The following is a 16706-nucleotide window of genomic DNA, read 5'->3' on the forward strand; positions in this document are numbered from 1 at the left end:
TCCGGCCGGTGAGTTGGCCGTCCACTGAGGACGAAGCGGTCGCGGAGCAGTTGCGGTTGCGGGATCTCGTCGAAGACCAGGTCCCTGACGGCTTCGCGCCCAGGACCGTGGCTGGGCTCGACGTGCATTACACCGATGTCGGCACCGCCGCGGTCGTCGTGCTGGAGTTGGCGACGCTGGAAGTGGTCGACCAGGCCGTGGTTCGCGGAACGGTCGATTTCCCTTACGTCCCGGGCCTTTTCGCCTTTCGGGAGCTGCCGCTGCTGCTCCCGGCCCTCGACCGGCTGACCGTCAAGCCCGACGTCCTCGTGTGCGACGGCCAGGGAATCGCGCATCCGCGGCGGTTCGGGCTGGCGTGTCATGCGGGCGTGCTGACCGGCATCCCGTCCATCGGCGTCAGCAAGAGCGCGTTCGGCGGCTACCTCGCCCCCGGCCCCAACCGCGGCGACTGGACGCGGATCGAGGACGACCGGTGGCCCCTCGGCCGGGCCCTGCGGACCCGCGAGAACGTGAAGCCGGTGTTCGTGTCGGTGGGCCACCGCGTCGACATCGACACCGCCACCGACTTGGTCCTGCGGCTCACCCCGAGGTACCGGCTGCCGGAGACAACCCGCCTGGCGGACCAACTCAGCCGACGTGGGTGACAAGGTTTCCCAACAGCGCAAAACATCGTTGCGGCACAAGAACACCCACCGACGGCAACTTGATGATCACCCGCTCAGCCGATAGCGGGCACCCGGAGATCGGGGTGCTCAGCGAGAAGTCGGGCAAGGGCTAACGCAAGATCAACAGCAGCGTGCTCCGGATCCACGCGGCGAGCAGTGGCAAGGCGCCCGCCGACTTCACCGCAGAACGGCGTGTCCATGGAAGGCGGCTTCATCTTCCCCGCGTGACTTGCCAGGTGGGCGGGAGGCGCTCCCGCCCACCTGGTCAGGCGTTGGCGTGCGCGTCGAGGATGTGGGCGACCGCCTCGGTGACGCGGGTGGCCTGGGCGATGTCGAGCGACTCGTCCGGGACGTGGATGTTGCTGTCGGGCCCGACGGCGCCGGTGATGACGAACTGGGCGTCGGGGTAGCGCTCGGCGAGCAGGCCCATGAACGGGATCGAGCCGCCCATGCCCATGGTCCGCCACGGGGCGCCGAAGACCGTGTCCGACACGGTGTCCAAAGTGGACCGCAGCCAGGGGGCGAGCGCGGGCGCGTTCCAGCCGCCCGCGGCTTCCAGGCGGGTCAACTCGATCTGGGCGCCGTAGGGGACGTCGGTGGTCAGCGCCTGCTTGACCTGCTCCAGCGCCGCGTCCGCGTCGGCCGTCGGGGGCAGGCGGAAGCTCAGGGTCAGCGTGGTGAAGGGGCGCAGGACGTTGCCCGCGTCCTCCGGCTCGGGCAGCCCGGACGCGCCGATGATCGACAGCGTCGGGCGCCAGCTGCTGTTGAGCACCAGCTCGACCTCGTCGTCCACAACCGGCCGCACGCCGTCGGCGAACGGGATCGCCGTGATCACCGTGCCGGGCGCGGACTCGACGGTCGCGCGGGCCTCCGCGGCACGCTCGGCGGGGATCTCGACGTTCATCGCCGACAGCTTGATCTCGCCGGTCGACGAGTCCTCGATCCGGTCGATCAGCTGCCGCAGGACGCGGAACGAGCTGGTCACGACGCCGCTGACGGTGCCGGAGTGCTGCCCGCCGGTGAGTACGCGCGCGGTCGCGGTGACCGACACCAGCCCGCGCAGCGACATGGTCAGCCACATGCGGTCGTAGTCCATGCCACCGGAGTCGAGGCACACGACCAGCGACACCGCGCCGAGGCGGTCGTCGAGGTGTTCGAGGTAGGCGGGCAGGTCGTAGCTGCCGGACTCCTCGCACGTCTCCAGCAGGATCACGCACCGGCTGTGCTGCCCACCGTTGGCGCGCACGGCCTCGACGGCGGCCGTCGCGGCGTAGCCCGCGTACCCGTCGTCGGCGGCACCGCGGCCGAAGAGCTTGCCGTCGCGCAGCACCGGCGACCACGGCCCGAGGCCCTCGGCCCAGCCGCCGACCGGGGGCTGCTTGTCGAGGTGGCCGTAGAGCAGGACGGTGCCCGCGTCGACCGTGCCGGGGATGTCGACCAGCAGCAGCGGCGTGCGCTCCGGCAGCCGGACGACCTCGACGGTCGCCCCCGGCAGGTTGCGCTTGGTGATCCAGGCCCGCAGGTGCTCGACGGCGGCGTCAAGGTTGCCGTTGGCCGCCCAGGCGGCGTCGAAGGAAGGGGAGAGGGCGGGGATGGCGACGAAGTCCTGCAGGCTGGGCAGGATCTCTGCCTGCCAGAGGTGCTGGACGGTGCGCGTCGTTGCTGTCTTGTCCACGCCCCGATACTGCCACCTGGGATGCCCCGTCGAAGCGGGACATCCCAGGTGCCAGGTCAGGCGACCTCGAACGACAGGTTCCCCGAGAACCCGGCACGCTCACCGTTCGGGTGCATGGCCTGCGCGTCGAGGTAGTACCAGCCGCTCGCATCCGGGGTCCACGTGATCGTGGCCGTTCCGTCCGGACCGGCCGGGACGAAGCTCGACTCACCGAAGACGTCGAAGGAGTAGAGGTAGCCCTCGATGTCGGTCTCCCCGGGCGGCGGGGTGAAAGTGAAGGTGCCCGGCACGCCGACGCCGCCCGCTGGACCGGCCTCGGTGTAGAGGTCGGAGGCGATGGTGGTGAACGGCGAGAAGTAGTGCCGCCAACTCGACTCGTGCGAGACCCACCCGCTCGCGCTGCGGCTGCGCACCCGCACCTCGTTGCCCGGCAGCTTGTCGGCGGTGAAGGTGAAGGTCGCCGTGCCGTCCGGTCCGGCGGGCACCACCTGGGCCGCAACGCCGTCGAGCCGCACCTCGAAGGAGACGGTGCCGGTCACGCGTTCGGCGGGCGCGAACTGAACGGTCACCGGCTTGCCCCACTCGGGCTCCCCGCTGACGCGCGTGATGGCGGGCCCGCTCGGCCACACCAGGATCGAGTACTCGACGGCCTGGGACCGGTTGCCCGCAGCGTCGACCGACCGGACCTGGAGGCGGTTCCGGAAGGTGTGCGGCGGGTCGAGCGTCAGCGTGACCGATCCGCCAGGGGCGCCGGCGCGGACGATGTCCCGGCCCGCGAGCGGGTCGGGGCACACGAAGCGGCCGTAGTCCCTGATCTCGCACGCGGGCACCGAGAACACGTCACCCCAGCTGTATTCGAACGCGACGGTGTCGGTGTCGCCGTTCGCGGCGACGGTGAAGACGGCGGACTCACCGACCGGCCCCCACTCGTCGCGCGGGTAGTTCGCCGAGGTGACCGTTGGCGCGGCGGGTGCGGACTTGTCGACGGTGAACCCGCAGGTGGCCGACCACGGCGACGTGTCGACGCCGTCGCTGACCCGCGCCTGCCACAGGTAGGTGCGCCCGTCGGCAAGGGACTCCGGGGCGAGCTGGTGGGTGACGAACGGGGTGCTGCTGATGTGTTCGTAGGTTCGCTCGGCCCGCGCGGACGGCTCGTCCCGCGGCCACACCGCGAAGTCGTAGCGGAGGTCGTGCTCCTGATCGGCGTCGACGGCACGGGCCTGCACCCTGGCCGGGTTCATCCTTGGGTACGGCGTGCTGGTGGCGCAGGCGAAGCCGCTGCTGACAAGGTCCTGCGTCGCGATCGACGGCGGGGAGTTGTAGCCGATCGAGAGCTGGACGCCGTAGTACGAGACCTTACGGAAGTAGCTGGGGTCGTTCTCGACGTCGGCGGGGACGCGGATCTCGAAGGTGATGCGCGACTTGCCCTTGGCGACCGCGCGCTCGACCTCGCCCTTGACGTCGTAGGAGAGGGTTCCCGGGCAGTACTGGGCCGAGCGGTCCTCACCGAGCTTGTCGTCCTCGGCAGGGGCGGTGGCCCAGCTGGGTGTGCGCGTGACCGTCTCGGTCTTCCACAGTTCGATCGCGCGCTTCGAGCAGTCCGCGGTCTCCCGCTCGGTGAAGGACACAACTGACTTGGTGATGCGCTTGCCCGCGAACTGGGCGAGGTCGTAGGTGACGTATACCCGGGAGACGTGGACGCGCCCGGCCTCGTCGGCCCAGGCGCCGAGCGGCATGGCCCCCGCCGCGTCGAAGGGAGTGTCGGGCAGTGCGGAGTCGGTGTGACCCGCCTGCACCGTGGGTGCCGCCGTGTAGTGGGGGGCGGCGACCGCGGTTCCGGCGGTCGAGACGAGGCCCGCGACGCCGACGGACACCGCGACGAGGGCGCGCGCGTATCTGGACAGTGTTGATCGAGACATGTTTCCCCAGTTCCCAAACCCCAGTTTGTCGCGGGAAGGCTAGCAGGGGAAAGGGGCTGGCCATACCGCTGTTTTCGCTGTTCCGGTAGGCGAAACGGCTCAACTCATCGGGGCATTTCAGGAACGTGCTGAGATCATCTTCAGGTGCGCTCGGGCACCCTCGTCCTTGAGACCGTGGTCTTGCCAAGTTCCCGCACAAGGCCACGGTCTCACCAATACCCTTCCCCCATGAAGCGCGTATGCCTGATCCTCGCCGCCGGTCTCACGCTGGCCGGTTGCGGCGATGAACCGTCGGCCCCGGCCGTCAACCCGACCGTCGGTGGGCTGGCTGAGGCGCTGTCGTCCATCGCGAACAACGACGAGTCGCGGACCTATGTCGAGTACGCCGATCTCACCAAGGTCGCGGCTCTCCGGGACAAGGACAAGCAGAAAGCGCGGATGCTGGAACCCGTTGGCTACTCCGGGATCGGGAACTTCCGCGTCAAGATCAAGGAAGAGCTCGCCGTCGACCTCACCGCCTTCAAGGAGGCCGTGACCGTCGGCATGCCGCCCACCGTCTCCGCGCGTTTCCGGGGTGCCTACGACAACGCCGCGCTCAACGCCAAGTTGGGAGAGCGCAAGGCGACCGAGTCCAAGTCCGGCGGCTACACCGTCTGGCGCACCGGTGAGGACGACAAGATCCAGCTCGACGGGCCGATGCGCGATGTCGGGCCGCTCAACCAGTTCAACGCGATCCGCACCAGCCCGACCGAGTTGGCGCACTCCGCGTCCGGCGAGCGCCTGGCCTGGTTCGACAAGGGCAGCCTGCTCGACGACCCGGCGATCAAGTCCCTCGCCACGTGCCTCGACGACGTGTCCGCCGCGATCCTCCAAGCCGCTGTCGAGAAGCGGCCCGCCGTCGCCGCCGGGGTCGAGATCGCCGACGACACCACCGATGTCGTCTGTCTGCGCGCCAAGTCCAACGAGGACGCGGGTGAGTTGCGCAAGCAGATCGAAGCGACACTCAAAGGCGCCAAGACCGTGTCCGGCACGCCGTGGTCGAAGATCCTGCCGAACCCGACCGTCGAGGCGGTCGGCGACACCGTGCGGATCACGGCCAAGAGCGAGACCCCCGGCCTGGTGTTCTCCGCGCTCAACCGGGGCGATCTCGACATGCTGGTCAACTTCGAGTGACGCAGCTCACGAGCGGACATGAAAGTTCTTCCACGTCGCTCGACCGACTCTCCTGAACAGCCGCGACCGCGTTCCCCTTTGAGCCCCTATCGTCGGGAATCCGAGCGTTTTCGCTGATCAGCGGGTCAGTCCCGGACCCGTGGGGCCATCCGGGCCTCACCACTGCCGCCCCCGGCATGTCAGGATGTGGGAGAGAACCGTCAGCGCCGACGGTGGCCAACCATCCAAGACCGGGTGGGCGGGGTGACCGGCGGCGCGGCTGCATGCCGTCGCCACGAGCGACTGTGCGGCCCAGACACGAGGAGAACGCACATGTCGTCCCCAGAAACGTGGACGCACCCGGAGCCCCGTGAGGGTCCCGCCGCCACCGCCGCTGCCCCCACAGCAGAGCAGGTGATCGCGGGTTTGCGAGCGACAAGCGAAGGCGGACCGGAGCTGGTGCAGCTCCTCACGCCCGAGGGTGAACGGGTCGAGAACCCGGAGTTCGACCGCTACGTCGCCGATGTGACCGCCGAGGACCTGCGCGGGCTGTACCGCGACATGGTCCTGGTCCGGCGGGCCGACCGGGAGGCCAACGCGCTGCAGCGCCAGGGCCAACTGGGCATCTGGGTGCCGCTGTTGGGCCAGGAGGCCGCGCAGATCGGCGCGGGCCGCGCCATGCGGGCCACCGACATGGCGTTCCCGAGCTACCGCGAGCACGGCATCGCGTGGTGCCGGGGAATCCACCCCAAGGAACTCCTGGGCATCTTCCGCGGCACCGACAACGGCAGCTGGGACTCGGTCGCCACGCGCTTCCACCCGTACACCATCGTGATCGGCAACCAGGTGCTCAACGCCGCCGGTTACGCGATGGGCCAGCGCTTTGAGGGCAAGGTCGGAGACGACGACGGGGAAGCCACCATGGTCTTCTTCGGCGATGGCGCGACCTCGCAGGGTGACGTCCACGAAGGCTTCGTCTGGGCCTCGGTCTACGACGCTCCTCTGGTCTTCTTCTGCCAGAACAACCAGTGGGCGATCTCCGAGCCCACCGAACGCCAGACCCGCCTGCCGCTGTACCAGCGCGCCCGCGGCTACGGCTTCCCCGGCATCCGCGTCGACGGCAACGACGTCCTCGCGACCCTCGCCGTCACCCGGTGGGCGCTCGACGCCTGCCGCCACGGCAACGGGCCGGTCCTCATCGAGGCGTTCACCTACCGGATGGACGCCCACACGACGACCGACGACCCGACGCGCTACCGGCTGTCCGACGAACTGGAAGCCTGGAAGCTCAAGGACCCGATCGAGCGGCTGCGGGTCAACCTGGTCCGCCACCACGACGCCGACCAGGCGTTCTTCGACTCCGTGCAGGCCGACGCCGACGCGCTCGCCGTCGAGCTGCGCGACTTCTGCTTCAACATGCCCGAACCGCCCATCGAGCAGATGTTCAACAACGTCTACGCCGAGGCGAGCCCGGTCCTCGACGCGCAGCGCGACGAGTTCCTCTCCTACCACGCCAGCTTCGGAGGTGAGCACTGATGGCCGCACCCGCGATCAACAAGCCCGCTACTACTGAGTCGACCACCCAGTCGCTCACCCTGGGCAAGGCGCTCAACCTCGGTCTGCGCACCGCGATGGAGGCCGACCCCAAGGTCATCGTCATGGGCGAGGACGTCGGCAAGCTCGGCGGCGTCTTCCGCATCACCGACGGCCTGCAGAAGGACTTCGGCGAGCACCGCGTGCTCGACACGCCGCTGGCCGAGTCCGGCATCATCGGCACCGCGGTCGGCCTTGCCGTGCGCGGCTTCCGGCCGGTGTGCGAGATCCAGTTCGACGGGTTCATCTTCCCCGGCTTCGACCAGATCGTCTCGCAGGTCGCCAAGCTGCACGCGCGCACGCAGGGCCGGGTCAAGATGCCCATGGTCATCCGCGTGCCCTTCGGCGGCGGCATCGGCGCGGTCGAGCACCACTCCGAGTCCCCCGAGTCCTACTTCGCGCACACCGCGGGCCTCAAGGTCGTCACCTGCTCGAACGCGGTGGACGCCTACTGGATGATCCAGCAGGCCATTCAGTGCGACGACCCTGTGCTGTTCTTCGAGCCGAAGCGCTACTACCACTCGGCGAACATGAAGGCCGAGGTCGACACCTCCGCCACGCCCGACCCGCTGTTCGCCTCGCGCGTGCTGCGGACCGGGACGACGGCGACCGTCGTGGCCTACGGGCCGTCGGTGAAGGTCGCGATGGACGCGGCCACCGCCGCGGCCGAGGAGGGCAAGTCGCTGGAGGTCATCGACCTCCGGACGCTGTCGCCGCTCGACCTCGCCCCGGTGTACGACTCGGTGCGGCGCACCGGTCGGCTCATCGTGGTGTCGGAGTCGCCGTCCGAGGCGTCGCTGACCTCCGAGATCGCGGCCAGGGTGCAGCAGGAGTGCTTCTACTCGCTGGAGGCGCCGGTGCTGCGGGTCAACGGCTTCGACGTGCCGTACCCGCCCGCGAAGCTCGAAGAGCACTTCCTGCCCGACCTCGACCGAGTGCTCGACGCCGTCGACCGCTCGCTGGGGTGGTAGCCCGATGCCTGAGTACAAGTCCTTCCCCCTGCCAGACACGGCCGAGGGGCTGACCGAGGCAGAGATCCTGTCCTGGCACGTCAAGCCGGGCGACACGGTCACGGTCAACCAGATCATCGTCGAGATCGAGACGGCCAAGGCCGCCGTCGAGCTGCCCTGCCCGTGGGCGGGTGTGGTCACTGAGCTGCACGTCCAGCCCGGGCAGACCGTGGATGTCGGGACGCCGATCCTGACCATCGACGTCGACCCGGGTGGCAAGGCCGCGGCGACCAACGGTTCCGCGCCCGCCGCCGCTCCGGCGGAGGAGGAGATGAAGCCGCTGGTCGGCTACGGCTCCAAGACCGTCACCGCCAAGCGGCGCGCGCGCAGCGGCCCGGCCGTCCCGGCGACGGCGGCGGCTGAGGCGGCGCAGAGCACGGTGGCCGCCGCGTTCGAGCACCACCAGGGCCCGGTGCCCGACCCGGAGCCGGTCGTGCCGGACAGCCCGGCCGCGCTGCTCGACCTGCCCGGCGGGTACGTGCCGCTGGCCAAGCCGCCGGTGCGCAAGCTGGCCAAGGACCTCGGCGTCGACATCCGGTCGCTGACCGGCAGCGGTGACGGCGGCGTGATCACCCGCGCCGACGTCGAGCGCGCCGCGTCCGGCCCGGCCGAGACCGTGGAACACCGAGCGGTGGCCCCGCGCGGCGAGCGGCGGGTGCCGATCAAGGGCATCCGCAAGGTCACCGCACAGGCCATGGTCGCCAGCGCCTTCACCGCGCCGCACGTCACGGAGTTCCTGACCCTCGACGTCACGCCGATGATGGACCTGCGGGCGAAGCTGAAGAACCACCCGGACTTCCGGGGCGTCAAGCTGACCCCGCTGGCGTTCTGCGCCAAGGCCGTCGCGATGGCCGTCCGGCGCACGCCGGAGGTCAACTCGTCGTGGGACGAGGCCGCACAGGAGATCGTCTACAAGGACTACGTGCACCTGGGCATCGCGGCGGCCACGCCGCGCGGCCTGATCGTGCCGAAGATCCGCGACGCCGACACCCTGTCGCTGCGGGAACTGGCCGAGGCGCTGGACCTGCTGACCACCACCGCCCGCGACGGCAAGACGCCGCCGTCGGACATGGTCAACGGCACCATCACGATCACCAACGTCGGCGTCTTCGGCGTCGACACCGGCACCCCGATCATCAACCCGGGCGAATCGGCGATCCTCGCCTTCGGCGCGATCCGGGACACGCCGTGGGTGGTCGACGGGGAGATCAAGATCCGCAAGGTCTGCCAGCTGGCGCTGAGCTTCGACCACCGGTTGGTGGACGGGCAGCAGGGCTCGGAGTTCCTGGCCGACGTGGGCGCGCTCCTCGCGGACCCGGCACTGGCGATCACGTACTGACGCTGTCCTGATCACGGCCCCTCGGCTTTCCAGAGCCGGGGGGCCGTATCAGTTGGCCGCGAACGTCCTCTGTAGGTCATCGACCAAGGAGGGACGATGACCTACACCCAGCACGCACCCCCGCTGACCACCATGTCCGAGGCGACCGCCACCGCGGCGGGCCATGCGCCGCGAGCCGACCGAGCGGCCGCCCGGCTGGCGGAGCGGGCCATGCCCGACCCGCCCGCCGTGGCAGAAGACGCGCTGCGAATCCGGGTCGCGCCGTATGACTACTCGGGCCGCAACAACGGCAACGCGAACATCTGGCCGGACCACGGCACCGGCAAGATCAGCATCGGCGGCAAGTCCGGCCACGTCGACGGCGGGCTGTCCGGCCGGGTGTCCGGGATCGCGTGGGTCGGCACCACCCTGTGGTTCCCGCAGTCGGCCCAGACCGTGCGCGCGGCGCCGGTGATCAGCTGGAAGGCCGGGTGGACGCTGTGGACCGCCGGGATCGGCAGCCCCCGGGCGTCGGCGCGCGGCGGGGTCCAACTGCAGGCATACGACGAGCACGGCCCGGTCAGCGATCTGGCCCAGCACGAGCTGTTCAATCAGGATCACAGCGAGTCGGGCTTCGGCAGCGAGAACGACGGCTGGGACGACGGGATGTCGACGCACACGGAAGTCGTGTTCGACGTTCCCGCGGGCGCTCCGCGCTGGCTCAACGTGTTGGCGTACCTCGACATGAACGCCGACTACTCGTCCGTGATCAACGTGGCCGCGGCGCAGGCGGGCATCGACGTCCACGTGCGGTGGATCGTGCTCGATCCGCTGTAGACCGATCGCGTGAACCCCGTCACACCCCAGCCGCGGGTGACGACATCTGGAGCAGTCGGCTTGATTCCGCACGCGTGAAAAGGCAGCGCGACATGGTCTACGACCCGTATCAGGACCGCAGGCGCCCGCATCAGAGGAATGTGGGCGGATACGGCAACCGCAACGTGGGCGGCAACTACCACGAAGACAATCGGTCCTGGCAGCAGAACATCGACAACCGGGGCGGCAGGTACGCGGGGCGCGACTACGTCGAGCAGCGCAACCGCATGTACTACGAGGGCGACCAGTACCACGTCGACACTGGTCAGGACATGGGCATCGGCCGCGGCAGCGGGCGGGGCATCGGCAGGCTCATCGCGTTCATCGGCATGGTCATCGCGCTGGCCGGGTTCGCGGCGTTCGCGTGGACGATCTTCAGTTTCGGCGCCAGCATCGACGACGGCGGCGTGCCGGACCTGTTCAGCAAGGAGTTCAACGGGCTCCCGGTCATCCCGATCGCGTTCGGCGCCTTCCTGGTGGGCGGACTCATCGCGAGCGCGGGCCGCTCGATGTCGAAGGCGGCGCTGCGCCGCCACGAGCAGCGGGAACGCGACCGGCGGCGACGGGAGTACTACCGGTGAGCCAGAACAACTACGGCGGCAGCGGCAACATCAACGTCGGCGGCAACTACCACCAGGACAACCGCTCCTACCGGCAGAACATCGACAACCGTGGCGGGATGTACGCCGGACGCGACATGGTCGTGCAGCTCCCGCCCGGCCTGCTGCGCGACCTCGACCACCTCGACGCGGTCCTCGGCTCGCTGCGGCTGACCGACCAGGAACGCTCGGCGGCGACGGCGGCGTTGGGGCAGGTCAGGCAGGCGGCGGGGCAGGACCAGCAGGCCACCGGCGGTCACCTGCAGCGGTTCACCCGGGTCCTGGTCAACGCGGGCGCCGTCGCGCAGGCGGGCACCTCGCTGACCGACGCGATCACCCGGATCGCGCAGTGGCTCGGCCCGGTCGGCGCGGCGGTGCTGGCTCTGCTCTAGTTCTTGGGCAGGTCGAAGTAGGAGATCAGGGTGGCCGCGAACGCGATGTCGCCCTTGACCTTCACCTTCGCCGACAGGAACAGCATCGGCAGGCTCACCGTGCCCGCGACCGCGCGCAGGAAGTCGGCCGGGGCGATGGTGATGGTGACGCGCGCGTCGGCGGTCGGGTGGTCGGCGGACTCGCAGGTGCCGTTGTCGATCACCGTCTCGAATCGGTCGAAGCCGCCGTCGCCAGTGCCTCCGGTGAACCGCCAGTGGACCACCGCTTGGAGGTTCGCGGCGCGTTGGCGGTCGAGGTGGTCGGTCATCCGGCTGAAGACCTCCTCGAACACCACTTGGCGCAGGCGGGGCTGCTCCATGAGGGCTTCGAGGTGGTCACGCGAGCAGCGGCTGAGGAAGCGGATGAACACGTGCGTGCTCATCCCGGCGAACTCCAGGCCGGTGCCCGACTGGCCGAGGTCGTCGAGCACCTCGATCAGCCGGACGAACTGCGCCGGGGTCAGCTTCGCCGGGTCGATGGCCTCGGCGAAGCCGTCCAGGTCGTGGATCGTGCGCGGCTCGATCCGGTGCCACTTCGGTTTGCGCCGCCATGACCGCTCGCGTCTCTCGGGCATGCCGGCAGTCTGCCCCGTCAAGCGCGCGGGAGGTCGAACAGGCCGGTCAGCCCGGCCGCGAAGGCCAGGTCGCCGCGGACCTTGAGCTTGCCGGTCATGAACAGCACCGGGGCGGAGGCGTTGTTGGTGATGAGCTTGAGGAAGTCGACCGGGGACACGGTGATGGTGGCCCTCGGCTGGCCCTCCATCGCGCGGCTGACGGTGCAGACGCCGTTGTCGATCAGCGTCTCGTAGCGGTCGTAGCCGCCTTCGCCCGAGCCGCCGCTGAGCCGCCAGTGCACGACCGCGTGCAGGCCCTTGGCGCGGTCCTGGCGCAGGTGGGTGCCCATGCGCCGGTAGACCTCGTCGAGGATGGTCGCGCGCAGCGCCGGGTCGACCATGACCGACTGGAGCTGGTCCTTGGACGCGTGGGTGATCAGCTTGGCGAAGGTGTCGGCCGAGAACTTCGACAGCGAGATCTCGGCGCCCTCGGCGGCCAGCCTGCTGAACGCGCCCAGCAGCTTGGACAGGTCGGTCCGCCCGACTTTCCTCGGATCGATCGCCCGCCCGATAGCATCGACATCTATGTCCATCGTGGCCACTTCCGCGGCGGTCAACCGATCAAGCAGCTCCACCAGCTCGCGCGGCTTCAAGCCGTCGAGCGTCCGGCGGGTCTCGGTCATCGGGTCAGCCTCCTTACCTACTGACGAGTAGGCTACGGGCGAGTAGATTAACGTGCAAGTAGGAGCTGGAGGCTACGAGGTGAGCGTCGAAGAAGAGCGCAAGCCGGCGCGCGTGAAGCGCCTGCCCCGCGAGGTACGCGAGCGCCAAATCCTCGACGCCGCCGTGCGCGTTTTCTCCCAGTACGGCTACCACAACGCGTCGATGGACGAGATCTCCGAGGTCGCGGGCGTCTCCAAGCCGATGATCTACGCCTACCTCGGCCACAAGGAAGACCTGTTCGCCGCCTGCATCCGGCGCGAGGCCACCCTGCTGATGGAGGCCATCGCGGCCGGGGTCAGCAGCGACCTGGCCCCCGACATGCAGCTGTGGCACGGCCTGCGCGCGTTCTTCCAGTTCGTCGGGGAACAGAAACAGAGCTGGCGGGTACTCCACCGGCAGGCGACGTCCCAGGGCGGCCCGTTCAGCGAGGAACTCCTCGCCATGCGCGGCCGCGCGATCAACCTGGTCGACGCCCTGCTGGTCCGCTCGGCCACGACCCGCGGCGAGTCCCCCGCGAAGTCCACCGAGGCGATGGCGGCGGCACTGGTCGGCGCGAGCGAGTCGCTGGCGGACTGGTGGCTGGACCACCCGGAGGTCCCGGACACGACGGTCGCGTCGTGGCTGATGAACCTGGTCTGGATGGGCTTCGGCGACCTCGTCGACGGCACGATCTGGACGCCGACCGCCTAGAGGCGCGCGCAGGGCAGGTCGAAGAACCAGCCGTCCGGTTCGTGGTCGATTCGGGCGACTTCGCCGCAGGACGCCCGGGCCCTGGCGACGGCGTCGGTCCAGGGGATGCCGTCGAGGCGCTCGCCCGTCCACAGGTGCAGGCCGACGCCGGCAAGCAGCACGGTGGGGATGACCACGCGGGCGGCTTGGACGGTGGCGCGGGCCCAGCGCGGTTCCGGCAGGCGGTCAAGGCCCGCGGCGACGGCCGTCAGCAGGAACAGCCCGGGGGCGACGCTGTAGCGCTGGGCGGCCATCACGATGTCGGGCTGTTGGATTTGCAGGCCGACGGTCCAGTTCGCGACCAGGACGACACCGATGATCACCGCCGCGTAGGTCGCGGCGGTGATGGTGAGGAAGCGGTCGCCGTACCAAGCGCCGAGGGCTATCGGGACCGCGGCCAGGGCGAGTGCGGCGAGGATCAGCAGGTTGCCGAGGTGCGGATAGACGTCCACGACCTGCTCCGACCCGATGAACGCGGCCACCGGACCACGCAGCAGCGCGGCCAGCAGGACCTGCACGGGATCGACGGCCTGGTTGGAATACGGGACCCGCTCGGCCAGCGTGACCGCGACGGCCTGGAGTGCTTGCGCGGCGAGGTAGGCGATCGGGACCGCGCGAGCGCCGGTGGCCAGGCGGTAGATCGCCAGGGGGACGAGCAGGAACGTCAGCGGGCTCGACAGGACCGAGATGACGACCACGACCGCGGCTGTGATGGTCTGCGCTCGCGTCGTCGTGCGCCACAGGATGGCCCAGAACGCGCCGTAGAGCAGGAACCAGTGGAGGTTCGACAGGTTGCCCAGCGGCTCCGAGTTGCCGACCGGGAGCAGCACGACCATGGCGGCGAGTCCGATGCGGACCGGCAGCGACCGCAGGTGGTGGGCCGACGCGGCGAAGGTCAGCAGCGCGATGCCCGCGCGGACAAGCGCGGCCAGGACCGCGAAGCCGATGGGTGCCCAGTCCAGCGGCAGGAGCGAGACGAGTTCCGCGCCAAGGCGGGGGATGACGTGGAGGTAGCCGCCGTAGGGCTCGGCCAGGTTTGTCCACAAGGGACGCTGGACGGCGTCGAGCAGGAAGCGGGCGCCGTCCTCGGCCCAGACGTGGGTCAGGTGGGACATGCCTGCGGGAGTGAACAGCAGGTACGCCACCGCGGCGACGAAGGCCAGGACTCGCGACACGGGGCGGGAGCCTAGCCGGGTGGCCACCTGCGCAGGTGGCCACCCGGAGGGCTCACAGCGGGGTGATGATCCCGTCGACGTGCGGCTGCGGCTTCCGCGCGTTGATCAGGTCGAACTTCCACCCGCCGCCGTGCTCGCGGGCGGCGAAGCCCACCTTGGCGGGCAGCAGCACCGGCAGCTTGAACCGGACGTCCACCGAGTACGCCTCCGGCAGCCTGCCCTCGAACGCGGCCAGGCAGCGCGCCTTCGTCCACATGCCGTGGGCGATGGCGCGGGGGAAGCCGAAGAGCTTGGCGGTCAGCGGGTGCAGGTGGATCGGGTTGCGGTCGCCCGAGACCTCCGCGTAGCGCCTGCCGATGTCCTCCGGGACCTTCCAGAACGACGTCGGCTCCGGCAGCTCGGGCCGCTCGGCCGACTCCGCCTCGCCCGAGCCGCCGCCGCGGCGCAGGTAGGTGCTGACGTCGTGCCAGATGACCTCGCCGTCGACCGACGCCTCGCTGACCATGTCGAACTGGCGGCCCTTGGGGTGGTCACGCAGGTTCTCCACGTGCACCCGCAGGTCGAACTTCTCGTCGACGCGCAGTGCCCTGGTCTGGGTGATCCGGTTCGCCACGTGCACCGAGCCGACCAGCGGGAACGGGAAGTCGGCGTCGGTCATCAGCTTGACCTGCATGGGGAAGGTCAGCATGTGCGGGTAGGTGGCGGGCAGCTCGTCGGTCAGCCGGAACTCGCACACCCTGTTGTAGGCGGCGAGGTGCACCGGATCGACCGACACGCCGGTGCGCACGTAGTCGCGCTCCGGCAGTGCGCCACCCTTCTTGGTGAAGCCCGCGAGTACCGCCTTGGGGAACAGCAACCCCAGGTTCGGCGACTCCTTGAGCTCCATCACGCCCCCAGCAGGCTCTGGCCGCACACCCGGACCACGTTGCCGTTGACCGCGCCCGACGCCGGGCTGGCGTACCAGGCGATCGTCTCGGCGACGTCGACCGGCAGGCCGCCCTGCGACATCGAGTTCATCCGGCGACCGGCCTCGCGGATGAACAGCGGGACCGCGGCGGTCATCTTGGTCTCGATGAAGCCGGGGGCGACGGCGTTGATCGTGATGCCCTTGGCGGCGTACTCGTCGGCGTAGGCGTTGACCATGCCGATGACACCGGCCTTGCTGGCGCCGTAGTTGGTCTGGCCGAGGTTGCCCGCGATGCCCGCGATCGACGACACGCCGATGATCCGGCCGCCGTCACGCAGGACACCTGCGGCGAGCAGCGCGTCGTTGACCTTGAGCTGGCTCGTCAGGTTGACCGCGAGGACCGAGTCCCACGCGCCTTCCTTCATGTTGGCCAGCGTCTTGTCGCGGGTGATGCCCGCGTTGTGCACGACGATGTCGACGCCGCCGTGGCGGGTCTTGAGGTGCTCGACCAGCTTGGCCGGGGCGTCGGCGGCGGTGATGTCGAGCTGCAGGGTCGAGCCGCCCACCCGGTTGGCGACCTTGGCGAGGTCGGCGCCCTGGGCGGGGATGTCGAGGGCGATCACGTGCGCGCCGTCGCGGGCCAGCACGTCGGCGATGGCCGCGCCGATGCCGCGGGAGGCGCCGGTGACCAGCGCGACCTTGCCCGCGAGCGGGGCGGTCCAGCTCTCCGGCTCGGTGGCCTGGCCGCCGTGCGTGCCAACGCGGATGACCTGGCCGTCGACGTATGCGGACTTGCCGGAGAGCAGGAAGCGCAGGGTCGACTCGACCTTGTCCTCGGCGCCCGGCTGCACGTAGACGAGCTGCGCCGTCGCGCCGCGCTTGAGTTCCTTGCCCACCGAGCGGGTGAATCCTTCAAGCGCCCGCTGGGCGATCAGTTCACCTTGTTCCTTGGCGGCCTCCGGCGGCGTGCCGAGGACGACGACCCGACCCGAGGCGGCGACTGAGCGCATGACCGGGTGGAAGAAGTCGTACAGCCCGCGCAGCTGCTCTGGGCTGGTGATCCCGGTCGCGTCGAACACCAGGGCGCCGTACTTTTGGGTGTCGGCACCCGCGGACGTCAGCACCTCGATCCCGGCGGACTTGAGGACCGGCCCGAGCCCGTCGGCCAGGCGTCCGGCGCCGCCGACGAGGGCGGGACCAGGCAGCGCGGGCTCGCCCGGCTTGTACCGCCGCAGCGGCTCGGGGTTCGGCAGTCCGAGACGCTTCACGAGAAGCCGTCCGACGCCGGAAGTGCTGAACTGTTGGTAGCGGTCAGTCATTCGTTTGCGCCTCCCTACTCGCTAGTAATCTTACTCATGAGTAGGTTAGAATGCTACCGCA

The 16706-nt window shown here is 69.8% G+C and carries 16 protein-coding genes; 9 read left to right on the forward strand and 7 right to left on the reverse strand.

What is annotated here, in order from left to right:
* Window positions 1-8 precede the first annotated feature (8 nt).
* Window positions 9-644, forward strand: coding sequence for an endonuclease V (locus tag ACSHT8_RS22635; RefSeq protein ID WP_436492908.1), 636 nt, complete (start codon window positions 9-11; stop codon window positions 642-644).
* Between the two features lie 286 nt (window positions 645-930).
* Here ACSHT8_RS22635 and ACSHT8_RS22640 read toward each other — a convergent pair whose 3' ends face one another.
* Together ACSHT8_RS22640 and ACSHT8_RS22645 are read right to left on the reverse strand one after the other, a co-directional pair.
* The gene (locus ACSHT8_RS22640; RefSeq protein ID WP_436492909.1) at window positions 931-2340 is read right to left on the reverse strand and encodes a M20/M25/M40 family metallo-hydrolase; all 1410 of its coding nucleotides are present in this window, start codon (window positions 2338-2340) and stop codon (window positions 931-933) included.
* A 56-nt stretch (window positions 2341-2396) separates the two neighbouring features.
* Window positions 2397-4259 carry a hypothetical protein gene (locus ACSHT8_RS22645; protein WP_436492910.1) on the reverse strand — a complete coding sequence of 621 codons (1863 nt, stop codon included), beginning with the start codon at window positions 4257-4259 and terminating at the stop codon, window positions 2397-2399.
* A 228-nt stretch (window positions 4260-4487) separates the two neighbouring features.
* Here ACSHT8_RS22645 and ACSHT8_RS22650 point away from each other — a divergent pair, with 228 nt between their 5' ends.
* The 7 genes from ACSHT8_RS22650 (at window position 4488) to ACSHT8_RS22680 (ending at window position 11199) form a co-directional block, all read left to right on the forward strand.
* Complete coding sequence (locus ACSHT8_RS22650; RefSeq protein ID WP_436492911.1) at window positions 4488-5432, forward strand: hypothetical protein; 945 nt, start codon at window positions 4488-4490, stop codon at window positions 5430-5432.
* A gap of 312 nt (window positions 5433-5744) precedes the next feature.
* A complete protein-coding gene (gene pdhA / locus ACSHT8_RS22655) occupies window positions 5745-6947 on the forward strand; it encodes a pyruvate dehydrogenase (acetyl-transferring) E1 component subunit alpha (protein ID WP_436492912.1) in 1203 nt (400 codons plus the stop codon).
* Complete coding sequence (locus ACSHT8_RS22660) at window positions 6947-7975, forward strand: alpha-ketoacid dehydrogenase subunit beta (protein WP_436492913.1); 1029 nt, start codon at window positions 6947-6949, stop codon at window positions 7973-7975. The genes pdhA and ACSHT8_RS22660 overlap by 1 nt, the downstream gene beginning before the upstream one ends.
* A 4-nt stretch (window positions 7976-7979) precedes the next feature.
* Window positions 7980-9353 (forward strand): dihydrolipoamide acetyltransferase family protein, encoded by a 1374-nt coding sequence (locus ACSHT8_RS22665; protein ID WP_436492914.1) that lies wholly within the window; start codon window positions 7980-7982, stop codon window positions 9351-9353.
* 96 nt (window positions 9354-9449) lie between these two features.
* On the forward strand, window positions 9450-10169 hold the full coding sequence (locus ACSHT8_RS22670; protein WP_436492915.1) for a hypothetical protein: 720 nt from the start codon (window positions 9450-9452) through the stop codon (window positions 10167-10169).
* Window positions 10170-10243: 74 nt separating this feature from the next.
* Entirely contained in the window at window positions 10244-10789 is a 546-nt protein-coding gene (locus tag ACSHT8_RS22675) for a hypothetical protein (protein ID WP_436492916.1), read from the forward strand.
* Window positions 10786-11199 carry a hypothetical protein gene (locus ACSHT8_RS22680; protein WP_436492917.1) on the forward strand — a complete coding sequence of 138 codons (414 nt, stop codon included), beginning with the start codon at window positions 10786-10788 and terminating at the stop codon, window positions 11197-11199. The genes ACSHT8_RS22675 and ACSHT8_RS22680 overlap by 4 nt, the downstream gene beginning before the upstream one ends.
* Here ACSHT8_RS22680 and ACSHT8_RS22685 read toward each other — a convergent pair.
* The gene (locus ACSHT8_RS22685; protein WP_436492918.1) at window positions 11196-11813 is read right to left on the reverse strand and encodes an SCP2 sterol-binding domain-containing protein; all 618 of its coding nucleotides are present in this window, start codon (window positions 11811-11813) and stop codon (window positions 11196-11198) included. The two genes, ACSHT8_RS22680 and ACSHT8_RS22685, sit on opposite strands and share 4 nt — an antisense overlap.
* A 17-nt stretch (window positions 11814-11830) precedes the next feature.
* Window positions 11831-12475 (reverse strand): SCP2 sterol-binding domain-containing protein, encoded by a 645-nt coding sequence (locus ACSHT8_RS22690; protein WP_436492919.1) that lies wholly within the window; start codon window positions 12473-12475, stop codon window positions 11831-11833.
* A 79-nt stretch (window positions 12476-12554) separates the two neighbouring features.
* On the opposite strand from ACSHT8_RS22690, the gene ACSHT8_RS22695 reads away from it, so the two are divergent.
* Window positions 12555-13205, forward strand: a complete 651-nt coding sequence (locus tag ACSHT8_RS22695; protein ID WP_436492920.1) for a TetR/AcrR family transcriptional regulator — start codon at window positions 12555-12557, stop codon at window positions 13203-13205.
* On the opposite strand, the gene ACSHT8_RS22700 is transcribed toward ACSHT8_RS22695, so the two are convergent.
* From ACSHT8_RS22700 to ACSHT8_RS22710, 3 genes are read right to left on the reverse strand one after another with little or no spacing between them, the layout of a single operon-like run.
* Window positions 13202-14419: a hypothetical protein gene (locus ACSHT8_RS22700; RefSeq protein ID WP_436492921.1), complete on the reverse strand. Its 1218-nt coding sequence runs from the start codon at window positions 14417-14419 to the stop codon at window positions 13202-13204. The two genes, ACSHT8_RS22695 and ACSHT8_RS22700, sit on opposite strands and share 4 nt — an antisense overlap.
* A 52-nt stretch (window positions 14420-14471) precedes the next feature.
* Window positions 14472-15305 (reverse strand): MaoC family dehydratase, encoded by an 834-nt coding sequence (locus tag ACSHT8_RS22705; protein WP_436492922.1) that lies wholly within the window; start codon window positions 15303-15305, stop codon window positions 14472-14474.
* Window positions 15305-16645 (reverse strand): 3-oxoacyl-ACP reductase, encoded by a 1341-nt coding sequence (locus ACSHT8_RS22710; RefSeq protein ID WP_436492923.1) that lies wholly within the window; start codon window positions 16643-16645, stop codon window positions 15305-15307. Before ACSHT8_RS22710 ends, ACSHT8_RS22705 begins: the two co-directional genes overlap by 1 nt.
* Between the last annotated feature and the right edge of the window lie 61 nt (window positions 16646-16706).

The organism is Actinokineospora sp. HUAS TT18, from assembly GCF_051364635.1.
In the GTDB taxonomy this organism is placed as follows: Bacteria; Actinomycetota; Actinomycetes; order Mycobacteriales; family Pseudonocardiaceae; genus Actinokineospora.